Here is a 19,269-nt window from a genome sequence, read left to right as displayed (position 1 = left end):
CGGATGATTCGGGAGATGATGAGGCGGCCGCAGCTCAATTCGTTGCGCGGCCGCTCCTGGTGCGGCGTCAGGTCATTACTGACCAACCTCCTTCGGCGGTAACGGCAGCAGCAGGTCGTCTCGAAGCTCTCGGCTGAACGCCCAGTAATCGTGGGTCCCCGCCCGGCCGGTCGGGCGGTCCGGGCCACCGGGCGCTGGTCACGGGCGGGACTCGTAACGTGCACCCGGCCGAGGCCAGCGGGGTCGATGAAGTCGGGGCGGTCGATTTGGTGGAAGCAGCGCACCAGGAACTCGGTGAACGTTCCGGCGGTCTCGAACCACGCGCCTTCGTCATTGCTGATGACGAACCGCCATTCCGCGGGATCGTCCTCGACCGCGCGGAAGAAGTACCGGCTGCCATGCTCGTCGCTTCCCCATAGCAGCAGCACGCCTGAGGCGACGTCGGACTCGTCCACCTCCCACCAGGCCTCGGCGATCTCGCCGTACCAGCCTGGGCGCTCGGGTGGCGGCCCCAGTGGCGCTCCAGCTCGGCCGGTGTGGTGTCCATCGGTCAATCGATCGTCAGGTAACCGCCACCGAGCCGGGGGGCCGTACAGATCGAGGAACGCCTTGAAGGCAACCGGCAGCCGGAATCCGAGGTACCGCTCACTGGCATTCCAGATCGCGGGCCTGGCCCAACCCCAGCAGGTAGGTTCCCCGAACTGCGCGCGTAGTTGCTTCACGCGGTTCGGCTATCCGCTCGGATTCGGGATGTTGCTGCGGTCAGCACTGCCACAGGAACACGGCCTGTGTGCAGGGCTCGCACGCGAACGCGTAGGCCTGGCCGCGGCCGCCGAAGTTCATCGCGGTGGTGTGGTCCCGTCCTTCCTCGAGTTGGACGACGAGGCTCATCTCCCGTGCGCAGGTCGGGCAGGCTGGGGTTTCGTCGTGCTGCAGCCACGCGGGCTGCCCGCCCAACTGGCCGAGGATGTCCAGAGGGGTCCGGCCCGGTTGGCTCGCCCACTCTTCGTAAGCCTGGTCGTAATCCGCTGCCGTCGATGAGGCCTCGTACGCGACGGCGCTCACCGCGCCGAGCAGGACCGGCTCCTGGTCGTCGTCCTCGTCCAATGCGGGCACCGGGATCGGCTGGAGCGCGGCCGCCGGAGGAAAGAGCAGCACCTGGTTACCGCCCGCCTGCGGCTCCCACTCGTCGCACATGCCCGGATCGTTCTGGCACATGAACAGGGCGAGAACGCCCCGTCCCTCGGTAGGGCCCTGGCCCGCGTGGCGGCCGAGGTCGTCGAGGAGTACCTGGGCCAGGAACTGCATCGGTCCATCGCAGGTGGCGCACTGCGGCCAGGCGCTCCCAGCCGGAGCCAGGGGCACCCCGCCGGTGCGGGTGGCGAGCGCGTCGGGCTCGGTGGTGCCCGCGTACGTCATCAGGGTCGTCGTCACAGCTGGCGACTGTACGACAGGCTGCTGACACCTCTCGGCCTACCTTGAAGCGTGGTCACGAATCCGCCCAGATGCGGCGCGAGTCGAGGCACAGTTCGTTCTGCGTGAGGAAGCCTGCCAATGTGCCGCGGGCTCCTCAACCGGGACGGCTGCAGCGAAGGGCTGCGCTCGGGCGGTGCCGGCGATCCGGGGACGGACGTGATCGCCGGCGACATGGTTGGCCGGCGGGTCGTGCTGCAGTGCAAGCGGTGCTCGAGGCCTCCTGGGAATCAGCTGCACGGACATGTCGCCAGACCAGAAGTCATCCAGGTGTTGGGGTCGACGTTCCGTGGTGGCATGGGCGGGACCCCGCAGATGCGCTCGGCAGGGCAGGGCGGGGCAGGGCAGGGCAGGGTCTGGACGGGACGGAGTGCTTGGCTGGGCTGAAAGTTGCGCGGCCTGGATCGGACGGCAGCGTTGAGTGAGTCGGGCAGCGACGGTGGTGGCGCTTCGGGCCTGGGACGGTACACGCTCATTTCTCCGTCAGGAGCTGCGTGATCGTTTGTCCGAGGGGGCCGCTACGTTTCTCGCCAGCTCGGGAACAGCAGCTGGGAGGGCACTGTCGTGGCGTGGCTGGCAGCGGGTGACTACGAGGTCACCCTGGAACCGGACGGGAAGGTCGCGTGCAGGAATGCGGCCGGCCGTCGACTGAAGACGGTGCCGTCGAAACTCAAGGACGACCCGGCCGTGGTGGAGCTGCGGCGGCTCGCGGAGTGGCTCGACGCGCACCAGAGGCAGTGCCTGGCGGATGTCGAGCGGTGGATGGTCCGCTCGTTGCCGGTTCCCGCCGCCGTGATCACCGCGGTGTGGGCCGACGATGCGTGGCAGGAGGTGCTGCGCGATCTGGTCGTCACGGGCGGCGACGGCTCTGTCGCGGGTTTCCTCCGGGACGCCGATCCGGAGCGTGGCATCGGCGTGGTCGACCTGGACGGTGACACGGTCCGCCTGGCCGACACCGAGGTCCGCGTGCCGCACCCGGTCCTGCTGGAGGACCTGGACGAACTGCGGGAGTTCGCCGTCGAGTTGGGCGTCACGCAGCAACTCCGGCAACTGCACCGTGAGGTCTGGCACCGCCCTGCCGACTTCGACCCGAAGGCGACGCAGGTCGACACCTACGCCGGCGGCCGTTACAAGGAGCTCCGCGAGCTGGTCGGCCGCTGTGCCCGGCTCGGATACCGCATCCGCGGCGGACACGCGGTGGTGCCGCTGGTCGAGGACGGCCGCTTGCTGGAGGCCCGCCTGTGGGTGGGCGACTACTACGAGTACGACGAGTGCGAGACCGGCCCGCTCAGTTGGGCGGCGCCGGACGGGCGGTTGGTGCCGCTCTCCGAGGTGGGCCGGGTGGCCTGGTCCGAGGGCATGCGGATGGCCGCCGCGCTGTACGCAGGCCGCACGATCGAGGGGGAGGAGTCGGCATGACGACGAGGAAGCCGAGCGACGACCAGTACTACGAGCGCCTGCTCGACGCTGGAGCCGTTCTGCAGGTCGGTGCGGTGACGGCAGCCGACGGCCTCGACAGCACCGTGGATGTCCTCACCGCCCGCAGCTATCGGCACCCGGGTCTGGACGGGCGTACGGTGGTCCGGCTGGTTCCCGGCGCACTCGGTCCTGCGGAGGACCTCGCCCTGGAGTTCCTCGACCTGATCCCGCTCGGTGAGCCGGTCGAGGTGGGGCAGGTCCGGCAGGAGGCGCTCGGGTTCCCCGCCTGGGCGCTGGTTCACGACCCGGCCAACGGACACCACGCGCTGGCCGTGGTCAAGGAGATGGAGCGCCTCGCCCGCCAGATCAAGTCCAAGCCCGGCAACGCCAAGGACGGCTTCGAGGAGTTGGCCGTCCGCCTCGGGCGCGCGGTACCGCACTTCCTGCCCACCTACTGCGAGCAGGTCGGGCGGATCTTCCTGGAGCAGGGCAACCAGACGTACGCGGCCACGTTCTTCGGCAAGGCACGGGAGGCCGAGCGCACCTTCAACCTGGAGATCGACGAGGAGCGGCTGCGTGCCGTCTTCCTGGAGTTCGCCCTGGGCGGCGCACTGACCGTCAAGGCGCTGCGGCAGTACGTGAAGGACCTCGCCGGACGACTGGACGCGTTGACGGCGTGGCAGCGGTTCCGCCAGTTGTGCGCGGAGCGTTCGGCGGCGGGAATGGCCCCGTACGCGGGGATCGCCGAGGACGCTCGGCTGCTGATCAAAAAGGCCGCGGGGCTCGACCAGCGGGAGCAGGAACGGATCCTGCTCCGTGAGCTGTTGTCGTCACCGGCCATCGGTCGTTCCCCCGCCGCGGTGTGGAAGTCGTGGCGTGGAACGCTGATCGAGCTGGCTCGTGGCGACGAGGCGGTCCGGGCACGGCTGTTGGAGATCCTGCCGACCCCGCCCGGCTCGAAGGACCATGCCACCACCGACCAGGAGTGGCTGAAGATCCTCCGGGAGAGCGGCGCGGAACTGCTCCTGACGGACCCGCAGGCTACCGGAGCGGAGCCCGCCGCCCGCTGGCTGCAGCGGTGGGCCGCGCACGTCAACCGCGGTTGGCGCTCGCGTCCCGGCTGTGGGGCCACACTCGAGCTGGCCGCGCGGATGGTGGACCGGCTGCGGGCCGAGGGCGTCGCGGTGGAGCTGACCCACAACCACCCGACCGCACTCAATCTCCTCGACCTGCTGCTCGCCGAGCGGGTGCCGGTCGCCGATCCGCCGCCCATCATGTCCCTCAACCTCGGCGCCTGGCTGGCCCAGGGAGGCCCGGGCCGACGGAACCTGGCGGCCGTGGCGGCCGACCCGCGCTTCCGCGGGGCGCTGCAGAACGCCATCCCGCCGGTCTGGCGGTCGAGTGACGCCGGCCGGCTCGGGCCGCTCATCGCCCAGTACCCGGCGCTTCAGGCACTGTTCGCGCAATGGGCCGACGACCGGGCGGAGGAGCTGCTGGCCGCGCGCGGGTTGGCCGGAGCCCACAGCCTGCTGGTCGCGCTCGGGCCCGTTCGGCCGGCCATCATCGAGGCCAACCCGGCTGCCGCCGCCCGCATCGCCGGGCTGGATGTCGCCGCCCTGCTCGGGCGCACCCTCCGCGCCGGCATCTTCGACGAGCTCGGCTGGCCCGCCCTGGAAGAGGGGCTCCTCCGTCTGGGCTACGAGGACGCCAAGACCGGCGTCGTTCCCGGCCGTGCCAACCGGAACGACCTGCGGATCGAGGACGCCTGGCCCGCACTGGTCCTGGTGCGCCAGCACAAGGCGGTGGTGGTCGGCCCGCAGGGCATCCTGCTCGAGCACGAGCTGCGCACGCCCGCGACGGCGTCCCACTGGAACCGTCCGCGCCAGCGCTACGTGGACGGCGAGCTGCTGGTCGTCTGGTGGGAGGAGGGCGAGCAGCGGGCGTACTGGTCCGGCCGGCCGGCTCAGGTGTTCAAGCTGACCGGCGAGCGGCTGGCCGGCGGGTACTACGGGGCCCACAGCATCAACCCGACGTCGCTGCCGCTGCCGCAGGGCGGCCGGGCCACCGGCGGCCGCGTGCTGCACGCCGGGGACACGGCCCTGCCGCCCGAGCACCAGGTGCTCGGCGACGGCGTCGGCTACTGGACCCTGCGCCAGACCGGCGGCCGCACCGCGCTCGTCGAGTACGACCCCCTGACGGGAACCCACGGCCGCGCAGGTGTCCCGCCCCTCTTCACCGCTGCGGGCGACGCCACCGGCACGCTCCAGCCGGAGCACTGCAGGCTGCTCCCGGTGCAGCCGGGGCTCGAGCGCAGCCCGCTCGGCACCGACGGCACCGTGCTCGGCGGTTCGGTGCGCTCCGACGCCTCCCAGGTGGTGTTCCACGGCGTGGACGGCCGCCGCGTCACCCTGTCGACGCAGGCCCCCGGCGCCGCCGGCCACCCGGCGGGCCGCCTCGACCTGCCCGACGGCGCCGCCCTGATGATGGTCGCCTCGCACCGCGGCGTCGCGCTCGGTCCGGTGGACGGCACCGGCCGCGCGGCCGACGCGTTCGCGGAGCTCACCACCGCCCACCCCGGCCAGCTGCACGCCGCCGGAACGGCGCTGGTACCGCCGCTCGACCACTGGCACGCGCTGCGCCCCCGCGACGAGCAGGGCTCGCGGGTGCTGCGCGCAGTGACGGACGGTCGAGCGGCGGAACTCATCGAGGCCGCGTGGCCGGTGGACGCCGACGACGCCACCCGGCCGCACCGTCCGGAGCTGCTGCTGATCCAGGGTGTTCCCCGGCAGGTCGCAGGCAGCCGGGCGACCCAGGCCGTCCCGGTCGAGGCGGCCGCCAGGGTCCTGCCGGGGCTGACCGACCCGCTGCTGATCGCCGGTGTGGCCGGGCTCGCCCGGATGGCCACCGAGACCGCGACCCGGGCCGCCCGCTACGCGCCGCTGCCGCAGCCCGAGGCGGAGGAGCCGGTCGGAGCGGACGGCCGTGCCGTGCCCGCCGCGTACCAGCCGGAGTCCGGCCACGACGGGGTGCTGCGCGAGGCGGTCCAGGGCGTGTTCGGCAGCCTGGAGGGCTTTGGCTCCCTCTGGAACCGTTCCGGCGACCAGTGGCACCTGCTCGCCAACCTCCGGGCTGTCACCGGGCTACTGGCCGCCGGCCCGAAGGCCGGGCCGACCGGCTGGTCGACCGACGCCGAACGCCTCGAGCTGCACGGCGGCAGCGAGTACCACGGCTGGGTCCACCTGCTGGGCCGCACGGCCCCGATGGCCCTGGCCGCGGCCTCGCAGGCCACCGGCGAGCAGGCCCGGCACGCGCTGGTCCTGCTGCTGACCGAGCTGACCCGGGGCTGGCTGGCCGACCGTGGGCCGACGCTGCGTCAGGTGACGCTCAGCGAGCAGAACCAGAACAACCAGTCGGCCTCCAAGACCGCCGCGGCACGGGTGGGCCAGGTGCTGCGCAACGGCGACCGCACGGTCGTGGTGCTGGCCTGCCGCCGCTACGGGCACGAGGTGCACTGGGACGCGGTGGACCACGACCCGTCGGGCGAGTTCGCGGCGGTCGCCCATTTCGGCCTGGTCCGGGAGCGGCGGGTGCGCGACGACCTGACGGCCGACTGGATCGCCCGCTTCACCGCCCTGCTCCAGCAGCACGGCCGGATCGCCTGGCGGCCCGAGCAGGCGGAGGAGTTCGGCGCGGCCACCGGGATCGGACGGGCCCGCGCCACGCTGCTGCTCGCCCAGCCCCCGGGGCTGCTCACCTGGTCGAACGACGTCCTCACGGCCGAGCAACTCGCGCTGTACGGGCTGAAGGCCACGCAGGCCAAGGCCGCCCGGCAGTGGCTGCACTCGGTCGACCGGACCGACCGCGAGGCCGTCCTGGCGGCACTGCTGCCCGCCGACCCGGCTCGGCTGTGGAGCACCGGCCTGCAGACGGATGACGCCGCGGCGCGGTGGGTCGAGCGCCGCGGGCGACTGCTGACGCTCCCCGAGGAGGCACAGACCACCGTCAACGGCGCGGATGTCCTCGCGATCGAGGCGGTCCTCAACCCGGCGAACACGGCCTGGCTGTCCCGGGTCACCACCCAGCGGGTCCGCCAGACGGATCAGGGCGTCGAGTTGGTGCCCGATGACCCGGACGCGCTCCCCGGCGCGCAGGGCCTGGCCTCGGCGGTCAGCGCCCTGCGCTGGCTGGCCCACCACCTGCCGTACGGGGACCAACTGCGTCCGCTCCTTCCGGAGGCGCTGGCGGCCGTCCGCAGGCGGCTCGCCGATCCGGGCCTGCTGATCGGCCTCGACGTGCAATCCACCGTCCGCGACCAGCAGTTGGCGGCCGTGTTGCGCGGCCACTTCGGCCTTCCCGAGCAGGGTGGCGCGGGCAGCGACGGTCTGGTGGCATGCGGCGAGGCGCTGGTCCTCGCTCCCGGTCGCTACGGCGAGGTCCCCTACCTGCGGCCCGCCGCGCTGACCGGCGCGGACGACCCGCTGTTCGACCTGCTCGGCGGGCTGGTGGCCGGCTACTACTCCCGGGACGAACTGCCCGCCCTGCGTGCGCTGCTGGGCGACGAACTGGCCCGGCTGACCGCCCACGGCTGCACGGCCGGCGAACCGGCCGGTTGGGCGCAGAACCCGCAGCGCAGCGCTCCGGCCCTGGTCACCGAGGTGGCCAAGAGCCACGGGCTCGGGGAGGACGCGGCCGCCCTCTACCTCCAACTGCTCGCCCTCCCGGACCCGACCGACCGCAACACGGCCCGCTGGACCGGCTGGAAGCCCGCCCGGCTGAAGCGCGCCCGGGCCGAACTCGCCGCGACCGACCTCGTCCTGGAGGCCAAGCGGGCCCGGGCCGGCCGCGGCCTCTTCCTGCCCGGCGGCTGGCAGGAGGCCAAGGCGCCCGGCCTGCCCGTGGAGACCTGGAAGGCCGGCCTGTACGAGATCCCGCCCCACTCGGCGATCCTGCCGCAGCTCGCGGCGCCCGAGCTGTTCGCCCGTGCCTGGCAGCGGGTCGCCGACGGCGACCGGCCCGGCTACGAACAGCTCACCACCAACACCCGCAGGAGAGGCCGCCGATGAGCGCGCAGCACGCACAGCACCGAGAAGGGGACATGACCGCCACCGCGCCCGACCGCCAGAACGTCCTGCCAGAGGACAGGTACGCCGCCGAACTGGAGTTCCTCGCCGGATACGACTCCGGCCCGCGCCCGCCGGGGTGGCGGCTCACCCCGCGCGCCGTGGTGACCTTCGTCCTGGGCAGTGGCGGGGAGAAGCTCAAGCAGGGCCGCCGGAGCATGTCCATCGAGCCGAAGTTCGTCGGCGAGCGCGCCCTGGTCGAGCGCTGCGTGGTCACCCTGGCCGGCGAGCGCGGCCTGCTGCTGGTCGGCGAACCCGGCACCGCCAAGTCGATGCTCTCCGAGCTGCTCGCCGCCGCCGTCTGCGGCACCAGCGCCCTCACCGTCCAGGGCACCGCCGGCACCACCGAGGACCAGCTCAAGTACGGCTGGAACTACGCGCTCCTGCTCGCCAAGGGCCCGAGCCGCGAGGCCCTGGTGCCCTCGCCCGTGCTCACCGCGATGTCCACAGGTGCGGTCGCCCGTGTCGAGGAGGTCACGCGCTGCCTGCCAGAGGTGCAGGACGCCCTGGTCTCACTGCTCTCCGAGCGGCGGATCGCCGTTCCGGAGCTCGCCGGCAGCGGGGACGGCCAGCTGCATGCCGTCCCCGGCTTCACCCTGATCGCCACCGCCAACCTACGGGACAAGGGCGTCTCCGAGATGTCCGCCGCCCTCAAGCGGCGCTTCAACTTCGAGACGGTCGGCCCGATCGGCGATCTCGACGCCGAGGTCGAACTGGTCCGGCGCCAGTCCACGGCTGCCGTCAGCCGAGCGGGTGCGCCGTACGCGGTGGATGACGCCGTGCTGGAGGCCCTGGTCACGGCCTTCCGCGATCTGCGCACCGGCCGTTCCGTCGAGGGGTGGGACGTCGAGCGGCCCTCCACGGTCATGAGTACCGCCGAGGCCGTGTCGGTGGCCACCGCCCTCGGCGTCACCGCCGCCTACCTGGACGGCGACGGCGACATCCTCGGCCGCCTGCCGGGTCAGCTGGTCGGGGTGGTCCGCAAGGACGATCCCGCCGACGCCGCCCGGCTGCTCGGCTACTGGGACGGCGCGGTCCGCCGCCGCGCCGAGCAGGGCGCGGCGACCTGGCGCACCCTGTGGGACCTGCGCTCGGCGCTGGAGGACTGACCGCCGTGACCACCGATGTCCGCGCACCAGCCGAGGCCACGGGGATCCCCCCGGCCGAAGGCTGGGGGAGGCTCGCCGCCTCGGGAGCAGGGACCCCCGGGCCCTACCTGATCGGGGTCCGCCACCACGCCCCGTCGCTCGCAACCGTGTTGCCCGCCCTCCTCGATGCGCACCGGCCGGAGGTGCTGCTCGTCGAACTGCCCGAGGAGTTCCAGCCCTGGCTCGGCCTGCTGGCGGACGAGCACACCAAGGCACCGGTGGCCCTCACCGCCGCGGCCGCCGAAGAGGGCCCGGGCCCGGCCTTCTACCCGTTCGCGGACTTCTCGCCCGAGCTCGCCGCCCTGCGCTGGGCGGCCCGCCACGGGGTGCCGGCCGTCGCCTGCGACCTTCCGCTGGCGCGACGCACCGCCCAGGGACGCGGCAGCGAGGCCCGTGCACGAGGACTCGCGGACGCACTGCGCCGCCGACTGACAGGACGACAGGACGAGGACCTGTGGGACCGCCTGGTCGAGGCCCTCGCCCCCGGCTGTGCGCCGGAGGAAGTGCGCCGGGCGGCACTGCTGGTCGGCTGGGCGCTGCGCGAGGACGCCGGGACCATCGACCCCCTCGACCTGTACCGGGAGGAGTGGATGCGGGACCGCGTCCGCGCCGCCTGTGCCGACGGGCGCCGGGTCGCCGTCGTCGTCGGGGCCTTCCACGCGCCGGCCCTGCTCGACAGCCCGGCGGCACCCACCGCCCCGGTGGCACCCGGAGCCGGCGGCCCGGGCGCCGACGACCCCGACCGGCGGCCGAGTCCGCCCGCGGAGCCGGTGCGGCAGGTCATCTCGCTGATCCCGTACACCTACCCGCTGCTCGACGCCCGCTCCGGCTACCCCGCCGGGATCCGTGACCCGGAGTGGCAGCACACCGTGCTGGCCGCCGGAGGAGACCCGGACCGCCTCGCCGCGGAACTCACCCGCACCGCCGTCCGGATCTGCGACGCACTGCGCGGCCAGGGCCACCCCGCCGGGCCCGCCGACGCCCGCGAGATCGTCCGCGTGGCGGGCGATCTGGCCCGGCTGCGCGGGCTGCCGGCGCCCGGCCGCGGCGAGCTGGTCGAGGCCGTGCAGACCGTACTGGCCCAAGGGGAGCCCCTCGGGCGCGGCCGGGCCGTGGCCCGGGCTCTCGAGCGGGTCCTGGTCGGCACCCGTACCGGCAGCCCCACTCCGGCCGCCCCCCGCACCGGGCTCAGCCCCGCCGTCGAGGCGCTCCTCGCCGAACTCGGCCTGCCGGGTCCGGCGGACGCGGCCGAGCCGTCGGCGCGCGAGCTTCGCCTCGACCCGCTCCGCTCGCCGCTCGACGCCCGCCGCGAACTCCTGCTGCGCCGCCTCGAGGCCTGTGGCGTGCCGTACGGCGAGCGGATCGCCGTCACCGGTGCCGGCGGCACCGACGCGCTCGGCTCGCGCTGGCGCGTACGGTGGACGCCCGCGGTCGCCGCCATGCTGACCGTCGCCGGCATGCGCGGCGTGACGCCGAGCCAGGCCGCCGAGGGCACGCTCCGCGAACGGTTGCGCCGCGAGCACGCGGAGGGCGGCTCGACCGCCCGCCAGATCATCGACGGTCTGGCCGCCGCGGCCGGGTGCGCCCTGCCGGCGCTGACCGGCACCCGGCTCGTCCAACTCGCGGACGAGGCACCGGCGGTGGCAAGCCTCGCCGAACTCCTCGACGGGCTCGCCCTGCTCGACCGCCTGACGGCCGGGCACATCGCCGGTCACGAGGCGGTCGCGCCCCTGACCGGCCCGGCCGCCGATGCCCGCGAACTGCTCACCACCGCCGCCATCCGGGGCCTCGAAGGCATCACCGGCTCCGACGACCCCGCCGACGCCCGGGCGCTGGTGGAGTTCGCCCGCCGGGCCGACACTCAAGGCGGCATCCGGCTCGGCCGCACCCTCCAGCACCTGGCCGACGACGGCTCGCCGCTGATCCGGGGTGCGGCCGGAGCCGCCCGGGTGCTGCTGGGCCACCAGCAGCCAGCCGATTTCGGTGACCGGATCGCCTCCTGGGTGGACGGCGCCACCACCCCGGCCGGCCGGGCCGCGCTCAGCCGCGCCCTCACCGGCCTGCTCACCGCAGCCGAGGGCCTGCTCACCGCCGCCCCGGAGGCACTCGAACCACTCCTGACACGCATCGCCGAACTGTCCGACGACGGCTTCCTGGACCGGCTGCCCGCGCTGCGCGGCGGCTTCGACACACTCAGCCCCGCCGCCCGGGACCGGCTGCTCGACACCGTCGAGGAAGGGCTCGGCGAACAGGTCGACGCCCTACCCGCCATGCTCGACCCGGCCACCCTGGCCGCCTGGACCAAAGCCGACCTGGCGGCTGGTCAACTCCTCACTGCCAGGGGCCTGCTGCCCCGGGCACCCCAGGCCATGATGGTCCCTCCGGCGCCGACCACCCCGTTCGCGCGTCCGACCCGTCCCGCGCACACCCCCGCGTCCGCTCTCCCGCCGACCGACCGGTGGCGCCTGCTCCTGGGACGCCAGGGCAGCGGCGCGGGCCTGACCGGGCAGGCCGCCCGAATCGCCACCGCGCTCGACGAGCTCTACGGCACCGGCCGCGGCGAGGGATCCGGCCCCAGCCTGACCGGCGGCGGCCGCGGCGGCCGGGAGGCCCCGTACCCGGGGGTCCGCGAGTGGTCCGAAGAACTGGCAGCCCTCTTCGGCCCGGGAATCCGCGAGGAGGTCCTCGCCGCCGCGGCCGCCCAGGGCCGCAGGGACGTCCTGGAGGCGCTCGCCCCGGAGGCCGTGCGCCCCTCCGTCGAACTGCTGCGCACCGTTCTGCAGCACGCGGGGGGCCTGCCCGAGGCACGTCTCGCCGCCCTCCGTCCGCTGGTCAAGCGGCTGGTGGACGAGCTGTCGCGAGAGCTCGCCAGCACACTGCGCCCGGCCCTGACCGGCCTCTCACTGCCCAGACCCAGCTACCGCCGGGGCGGCCGCCTCGACCTCGACCGCACGATCCGGGCCAACCTCGGCACCGCGCGGCCGGGGGAGGGAGGGACCACCCTGATCGTCCCGGAACGGCCCGTCTTCCGGACCAGGGCCACCCGGGCCAACGACTGGCGCCTGGTCCTCGTCGTGGACGTGTCCGGCTCGATGGAGGCCTCCACCATCTGGGCCGCGCTGACCGCGTCGATCCTGGCCGGAGTGCCGTCCCTGACCACACACTTCGTGGCCTTCTCGACCAGCGTCCTCGATCTCAGCGGACGCGTCGACGACCCCCTGGGCCTGCTCCTCGAGGTCCGGGTCGGCGGCGGGACGCACATCGCGGCCGGTCTCCGGTACGCGCGCGAGCTGGTCACGGTTCCGTCCCGCACCCTGATCGCGGTGGTCAGCGACTTCGAGGAGGGCTACCCGCTCGGCGGGCTGCTCGGGGAGACCCGGACGCTCATCGGCGAAGGGTGCCACCTGCTCGGGTGCGCCGCCCTCGACGACACCGGCAAGCCGCGCTACTCGAGGGCGGTCGCCGAACAACTCGTGGCGGCGGGCATGCCGGTGGCCGCGCTGAGCCCGCAGGAACTGGCCCGCTGGGTGGGGGAGAAGATCCGTTGACAGACACTCAGGCGTCGCTTTCGGCCCACTGGCCCTCGGTACCGGCCGACGTCGCGGCAGAGGTGGTGTCGGCCCTGTCGGCGAGGCTCCAGAAGCGGCTCGACGGCGCGGCCGCCAAGCTTGCCGACCGGCCGACCTCGCGGACGGGCGACGAATGGAGCGTCCAGGTCGACGAGGAGGCCGTGCTGATCCTGCACGCCCCGGGCGGCGTGGTCCGGACGGCCGCAGACATCCGGTGCGAGTGCCTGCTCGCCCCCGCCTGCCTGCACCGCGCCGCCGCCGTCACGGTCGCGCCCTTGGCGGCAGCCGAGGCGGAACCACCGTCCACGAAGGCCACGGAAGAGCGCGACCAGTCGTCACCAGCCGCCGAACCGCCCGCCGAACCGTCCGCCGACTCCCCGGCCGGAGAAGGACTCACCCCGGCCGAGGCCGAGGCCGTCGACCGCCTGCACCGGGCCGCGGCCGACTGCCTCGCCGCGGGCAGCAGCGGCGCGGGGAGCGTGCTGCAGGCCGAGCTGCTGCGCACCGCGCACCAGGCCCGCCTGCTCGGCCTCCACCGGCCGGCCGCCCTCGCCACCACCGTGGTCACCCGGCTGCGAGCCGCCCGTGCCGCAGCACCCGACCACCGCCTCGCCGACCTGGCCGCCGCCCACCGCGAACTGCTCGAAGCCACCACGGCCCCGCCCCGGACCCTGCGCGGCACCCCGCGGCAGACGTACCAGGAGGTCGGTGCCCTGCGCCTGTACGGACTGTTCGCCGAACCCGTCGTGACCTCCACCCACGCCGGGGTCGCGGTCTGGGTCACGGATGCCGACGGTCGGCTCGCCACGGTCTCCGACGTCACCCCGCATGCCGACCCGGCCGAGGCCGCGCAGGGCGCCCAGGCCGCGGCGGGCCGTCCGGTCCGGCTCGGCGACGCGACCCTTTCGCACCGGGAGCTCACCCGGGCCGGCCTGGTCGTCCAGGACGCCACCCGCACCGTCTCCGGGCGCCTCGGCGCCGGCGCCAAGGTCCGGGCGGTGCGTGCCGCCGGTGTCGACTGGCACCAGCCGCCCGTTGCCCGGCTCTGGGAGGAACCGCTCCACGCCCAGGTCCAACGCGCCCTGACCGCGGAGCGGACACCCCACGAGCTTCGGCCGGCCGGGTCGGAGCTGCTGTTCCTCGACGTCACCGTACTCGGACCCGGCACCATCCCCGGCCATGCCGCAACCCAACTACTGGCCGACTGCGCGGGGTTGACGGTGGCCCTGCTCCCCGCCCAGGACCATCCGCGGCTCGCGTTCGGCAGCAACCTCGCGCTGCTCGCCTCCGCGCCCGGCCTGCACCTGCGCATCATCGGCCGCCTGGAGCGGGCAGCCTCCCCGAGGATCCGGCTGCTGGCTGCCGGCACCGCCCCGGGGCGAACCGGGTCCGTGCTCACCCTGCCGAGCGAGTCCCACCACCGGATCAGCCTCGGCCTGGAACGCCTCCAGCGGGCAGACCTGCCGTCGGACCGGGTCGAGCCGCCCCCCGTCTCACAAACCACCCCACCCCCGCAGCCGCCCCTCCACCTCCTGGTCCGCCAACTGGAACAGGTCGTCACCAGCGGCCGCAGAGCCCTGACCGCACGCCTCGCCCAGGGCGCCGCCGAAGGACGCCGACTGCGCGCCGCGGGTCTCGGCACGGCGGAGCACCTCCTCGCCGCGCTCCACGCGGCCGCGGCGGACCAGGAGCGCGACGTGTTCGGTCGCCTGCTCACCGACGACCACGTCGCCTTCGCGACGGCCTGGCTCGCCGCGGCCTGCTACCAGGAGGAGATGACCACGGCACTGTGCGCGGACTCCTGGAACGCCCCGCGGTGAGGGCCGTGGTGCGGCGTTGCCCCGAGCCGGGCGGTGGCGTCAGCGGAGGTCAGCGGCACGGGCAGCGCAGGCAGGGCTTGCGGGAGACGTCGCTGATCCCAGATCAGTGTCGTGACGAGACTGCGGATTCTCGACGTCGTGGCTTGGAACCTTGGCAAGCCCGGATGGGCTTGCTCCAGTAGCTGGTCGTGTCAGCACGGCGACTCGGTGCAGGCTTATCGGCAGCGCCGCCACACTCGCTGGTGAGCCGCAGTGAGAGAGCTCACTTCGGCTCGCCGACCTCTCACATGCCTCTCACGGACTGGGCGTCATGAGGTGTGACCAAGCATCATGCGCGCTGGACGAAGTAGGCCCTGATCTGCGGTTTCCGGACCGAGCGGACGGCCCGTCACCTCCTTTCGACCGCGCGGGTCAAGGGGTCGCACGTTCAAATCCTGTCGTCCCGACTGTGAAGTCGGCTGTGGGAGCCGGTACTTGGGATACCGAGTGCCGGCTCGTTCTGTTGCGTGGTCAGCTACCTTTCGGGGGACCCGCACTGGCCACTACCGGCGGACCACGGACACCGACCGGGAGCCAGATGATCCGCCCGCGGACGCCGGTACCGCCGAGAACCCGTGACGTGGTGCGGCCGACGATTAGGTGGGCGGCAAGTGTGGGGCGATGTTGTCGATGAAGGCCCGGGCGGCGGGGGAGGGGCCGGAGCTGGGCAGCAGCACGCCGTAGTCGAGGGTGGGGCCGTCGCGGAAGGGGACGAACGCGATGCCGGGCCGGTCGTGGTAGCGGGCGGCGCGGACCGCGACGACCGAGACGCCGAGACCGGCTGCGACGAGGGCGGGGACCTCGGACCAGAAGGTGTAGCGGGGGCCGCGCGGGATCAGGCGGCCCGAGGGGGTGCGGATGGGCAGGTGGATCTCCAGCGCGGCTTGGGGGATGTCGCCCCGCGGGGTGATCAGCGGTGCGTCGGCCAGGTCTTCCAGCGACACGCTGGCGCGTTCGGCCCAGGCATGGGCGGCCGGGACCATCAGCGCCCGAGGCTCGCGGAACAGTACCGGGCCGTCGGCTATGCCCGCCTCGCCGCTGGGCAGTTCGCTCACCTGCAGGTGCAACTCGCCCCGACGCAGCGGGCCGAACGGGTCGTCGAACTGGATCTCGCCGACCGCCACGGTGCATCCGGCATGTCGGCCGCGGAAGGTCTCGGCCGCACGCAGGACGAGATCGGCGCACCAGGGGGTGGAGTAGCCGACGCGCAGCTCCCCGGTGATGCCGCGTGCTTCGGCGACGGCCCGGTCGAGGGCCTGTTGGATCTGCTGGCGGGCGGGCAGCAGATCCTCGCGCAGTTGCCGGCCCAGCGCGGTGAGGCGGACCGTGCGCGAGGTGCGCTCGAAGAGCGGTGCGCCGATGCGGCGTTCCTGCTTCTTGATGGCGTGGCTGACCCGGGACGCCGTGATGTGCAGGCGCTCCGCCGTCCGTCCGAAGTGCAGTTCCTCGGCCAGCGTCAGGAAGATCTCGATGTCCCGCAGTTCCATGCTTCCTCCTGGTCGGGAACCTAGCGGTCGGCGTCGCGTCGACACAACGCGGATCGTTGACCCCGGGGTCAACGCAGCCTTACGGGGTTCGCCGTTGTTCGCCCGTCGGTGCCGCGCCAGGCTGTGAGCGGAGGGGGCGGCGTGAGCAGGCAGCAGGGAGATCAGAGGTGAGCGAAGTCCAAGGGGCCCAGTTCCTTGACGAGCTCGGCGAAGGCGCGGACGGCGGCGGTCTCGGACTCGGTGTGCCACACCAGGGCGTAGGTCAGCGGGGGCAGGTCCCGGATGGGCAGCCAACGGACGTGCGTCATGGCCCAGTACCGGGTGACGTGCGCTGGGAAGCTGTGGACGATCTCGCCGGTGCCGACCAGGTGGATCAGGTCGTCGCTGTTGGTGATGGTCCGGCTGCGTTCGATGGGGCGGCCGCGCGGGCTCTGGAAGGGCAGGTACACGTCCTCCCAGTAGTCCGGCATCAGGGGAGCGGTGGCGTGCCGACGATCCGCGAGCGTCTCCAGGGCCACGGACGACCGGGTGGCCAACCGGTCCTCCGCGGAGACGGCCAGCAGCCGTGCGTCCGTGAAGAGCGGCGGTCCGACGGTGAGGTCCGGTTCCTCGACGGGGAGCCAGACGACCAGGACGTCCACCACGCCGTCGCGGAGGCTGGCGAACGGGTCCACGTAGGGCGCACGCCGCAGCTGCAGTTCCCACTGTGGGTGTAGCTCCCGGAACGCGCGCCAGTAGACGTGCAGTTCCGCGATGTTGAAGGGCAGCAGCCCGACCCGCAGCACTGACGTAACGCCGCGGGCCGCCATTCTGGCCCGTTCCAGGCCGGCGCGCAGCCCGTCGTGAACGGGACGCAGATCGTTCCGCAACTGCCGCCCCAAGGGGGTCAGCCGGATCTGCCGACGGTTCGACCGGTCGAACAGCAGGCCCCCGAGGCGTCGTTCCTGCAGGGCGATCGCCTGACTGACCCGTGCCTGCGACACATGGAGGCGGTCCGCCGTGCGACCGAAGTGCAGCTCTTCCGCGAGCGTCAGGAAGATCTCGATGTCCCGCAGCTCCACGGGCGGACCTCCCTTCATAACACGGCGGTGATCGGTCCGTTCGCGGATTCTACGTTGATCGGCCCTGGGCCCGGCCCCAAGGTGGAAGCCGCCGACGCGCCCGCCGCAGAGCGGGCTCCGGCATCACACACAACACAAGGAGATGGAAGATGAACCACCGCACCAGCGGTCTGTCCGAAGCGGGGCTGCGCAGGCTGCGCGGCGTGCTGACGCGGCACGTGGAGTCCGGGAAGATCCCCGGCCTGGTCGCCCTGGTCGGACGGGGCGACTGGACGCACGTCGAGGCACTCGGGACGATGGCGCCCGAGGGTGGCGCACCGATGCGCCGGGACACCGTCTTCCGGATGGCGTCCACGTCCAAGCCGGTGACCATGGCCGCCGCGATGGTCCTGCTCGACGAGTGCCGTCTGCGGTTCGACGACCTGGTGGAGCAGTGGCTCCCGGAACTGGCCGACCGCCAGGTGCTGCAGCGGGTCGACGGCCCGCTCGACGAGACCGTTCCGGCCAAGCGGCCGATCACCGTGCGGGACGTGCTGACGTCCACGTTCGGGCTCGGCATGGATATGACCTCGCTGGGCACCCCGATCATGGACGCGGTCTTCGAGCAGGGGCTCACCCCCAACCTGCCGGAGCCGATGCCGGAGCCGGACGAGTGGATGCGCCGCCTCGGCACGCTGCCGCTGATGCACCAGCCGGGCGAACGCTGGCAGTACCAGATCAGCAGCGACCTGCTGGGCGTGCTGGTGGCCCGGGTCACCGGCCGGCCGTTCGAGGACTTCCTCCGCGAGCGCGTCTTCGAGCCGCTGGGCATGCGGGACACCGGCTTCCACGTCCCGGGCGAGAAGATGGACCGGCTGCCGCCGCTGGTCGTCCCGGACCCGTCGACAGGCGAGTTCCTGGTCTGGGACGCGGCCGAGGGCGGACGCCACAGCAAGCCGCCGGCCTTCCAGGGCGGAGGCGGTGGCCTGGTCTCCACCGTCGACGACTTCCACGCCTACTTCCGGATGCTGCTCAACGGCGGGACGCACGGCGGCGAGCGGATCCTGTCCCGGTCCGCCGTCGAGCTGATGACGACCAATCGGCTCACGCCCGAGCAGCAGGCCGCGCGGGAGGCCATGGCCCGCGAGAACGTCCACGTGGGATTCGGCCAGGGCCAGCAGGGCGGCTGGGGCTTCGGGATGGCCGTGCGCACCTACCGTGGCGACTATGCGCCGCTCGGTCAGTTCGGCTGGGACGGCGGCAGCGGGACGTCGACCTACGCCGACCCGCAGAACGACCTCATCGGCATCCTTCTCACTCAGGTCGGGATGTCCACCCCGGACTCGGCGCAGCTCATCCACGACTTCTGGACCACCCTCTACCAGTCGATCGACGACTGACACGGAGCCTGGGCCCCGGCAGCCGAACCACCGACACACACATCCACGTGCCTACCGGAGACATGATGCACACCTTCGACACCCACGGCCCGATCTCCACCGTCCTGGAGATCCCCGCCGGGCGGATCCACCTCCTGGCCGATGACCGCACCGAGACCGCCGTCGAGGTCCGGCCGACCGATCCCGGCAGGAGCCGTGACGTCCGGGCAGTGGAGCGGACTACCGTCGCCTACGCCGACGGCGTGCTGCGCATCCAGAACCCCGAGCCCAGGCACCAGGCCTTCGGTTCCTCCGGATCTGTGGAGGTGACGGTCCGGCTGCCCGTCGGTTCCCGCGTGGAGGGCAGGAGCGGCGGCTGCGCGCTGCGCGGCGTCGGACGGCTCGGTCACGTGGTCTTCGAGGGCGCCTACCGGGAGATCAACGTCGGCGAGGCCGCGAGCCTGCGCCTGACCGCGGTCGACGGCGACGTCGTGGTCGGCCGGCTCGGCGGGCCGGGGGAGATCAGCACCGCCCGCGGCGACATCCGGATCGACGAGGCCCTGGGCGGCGGCACGTTGAAGCTCACCACCCGGATGGGCGACATCACCGTCGGTGCGGCCGCGGGCGTCTCCGCGAGCCTCGACGCGGGCACCGGTCGTGGCCGGATCAGCAACGCCCTGAAGAACGACGGCACCCCCGTCCTCGACATCCGCGCGACCACCACCCACGGCGACATCACCGCCCGCAGCCTCTGACGTCCGCGGGGGCACACCTG

General features: G+C 73.3%; 12 protein-coding genes. 8 read left to right on the top strand and 4 right to left on the bottom strand.

The genetic code is table 11. The annotated features are described in order from the left end of the window. Both LN042_RS33225 and LN042_RS33220 read right to left on the bottom strand, forming a co-directional pair. Window positions 1–722: SMI1/KNR4 family protein (locus tag LN042_RS33225; protein ID WP_230055165.1), on the bottom strand; the 722-nt coding region annotated here is incomplete at its 3' end. Between the two features lie 40 nt (window positions 723–762). Beyond that, window positions 763–1,434 (bottom strand): DUF1963 domain-containing protein, encoded by a 672-nt coding sequence (locus LN042_RS33220; RefSeq protein WP_230055164.1) that lies wholly within the window; start codon window positions 1,432–1,434, stop codon window positions 763–765. A 120-nt stretch (window positions 1,435–1,554) separates the two neighbouring features. Here LN042_RS33220 and LN042_RS38165 point away from each other — a divergent pair, with 120 nt between their 5' ends. The 6 genes from LN042_RS38165 to LN042_RS33195 all read left to right on the top strand — a co-directional run bounded on the left by LN042_RS38165 (window position 1,555) and on the right by LN042_RS33195 (window position 14,549). Next, entirely contained in the window at window positions 1,555–1,860 is a 306-nt protein-coding gene (locus LN042_RS38165) for a restriction endonuclease (RefSeq protein ID WP_372495863.1), read from the top strand. A 177-nt stretch (window positions 1,861–2,037) separates the two neighbouring features. Then, the gene (locus LN042_RS33215; protein WP_230055163.1) at window positions 2,038–2,892 is read left to right on the top strand and encodes a DUF4132 domain-containing protein; all 855 of its coding nucleotides are present in this window, start codon (window positions 2,038–2,040) and stop codon (window positions 2,890–2,892) included. Further along, window positions 2,889–7,955: a hypothetical protein gene (locus LN042_RS33210; protein ID WP_230055162.1), complete on the top strand. Its 5,067-nt coding sequence runs from the start codon at window positions 2,889–2,891 to the stop codon at window positions 7,953–7,955. Before LN042_RS33215 ends, LN042_RS33210 begins: the two co-directional genes overlap by 4 nt. Further along, window positions 7,952–9,121, top strand: a complete 1,170-nt coding sequence (locus LN042_RS33205; RefSeq protein ID WP_372495862.1) for an ATP-binding protein — start codon at window positions 7,952–7,954, stop codon at window positions 9,119–9,121. Before LN042_RS33210 ends, LN042_RS33205 begins: the two co-directional genes overlap by 4 nt. 44 nt (window positions 9,122–9,165) lie before the next feature. Next, the gene (locus LN042_RS33200) at window positions 9,166–12,708 is read left to right on the top strand and encodes a DUF5682 family protein (RefSeq protein WP_230055167.1); all 3,543 of its coding nucleotides are present in this window, start codon (window positions 9,166–9,168) and stop codon (window positions 12,706–12,708) included. After that, window positions 12,705–14,549, top strand: coding sequence for a hypothetical protein (locus tag LN042_RS33195; protein WP_230055161.1), 1,845 nt, complete (start codon window positions 12,705–12,707; stop codon window positions 14,547–14,549). Before LN042_RS33200 ends, LN042_RS33195 begins: the two co-directional genes overlap by 4 nt. 635 nt (window positions 14,550–15,184) lie before the next feature. Here the strand turns inward: LN042_RS33195 and LN042_RS33190 are convergent. Both LN042_RS33190 and LN042_RS33185 read right to left on the bottom strand, forming a co-directional pair. Continuing rightward, window positions 15,185–16,075 carry a LysR family transcriptional regulator gene (locus tag LN042_RS33190; RefSeq protein ID WP_230055160.1) on the bottom strand — a complete coding sequence of 297 codons (891 nt, stop codon included), beginning with the start codon at window positions 16,073–16,075 and terminating at the stop codon, window positions 15,185–15,187. 161 nt (window positions 16,076–16,236) lie between these two features. Next, window positions 16,237–17,136, bottom strand: coding sequence for a LysR family transcriptional regulator (locus LN042_RS33185; RefSeq protein WP_230055159.1), 900 nt, complete (start codon window positions 17,134–17,136; stop codon window positions 16,237–16,239). Window positions 17,137–17,285: 149 nt separating this feature from the next. On the opposite strand from LN042_RS33185, the gene LN042_RS33180 reads away from it, so the two are divergent. Beyond that, window positions 17,286–18,515 (top strand): serine hydrolase domain-containing protein, encoded by a 1,230-nt coding sequence (locus LN042_RS33180; protein WP_230055158.1) that lies wholly within the window; start codon window positions 17,286–17,288, stop codon window positions 18,513–18,515. A 65-nt stretch (window positions 18,516–18,580) separates the two neighbouring features. Further along, a complete protein-coding gene (locus LN042_RS33175) occupies window positions 18,581–19,249 on the top strand; it encodes a DUF4097 family beta strand repeat-containing protein (RefSeq protein ID WP_230055166.1) in 669 nt (222 codons plus the stop codon). Window positions 19,250–19,269 lie beyond the last annotated feature (20 nt).

It is taken from the genome of Kitasatospora humi, from assembly GCF_020907985.1.
GTDB lineage: Bacteria > Actinomycetota > Actinomycetes > Streptomycetales > Streptomycetaceae > Kitasatospora > Kitasatospora humi.
This window is presented reverse-complemented; position numbering and strand designations above follow the sequence as displayed.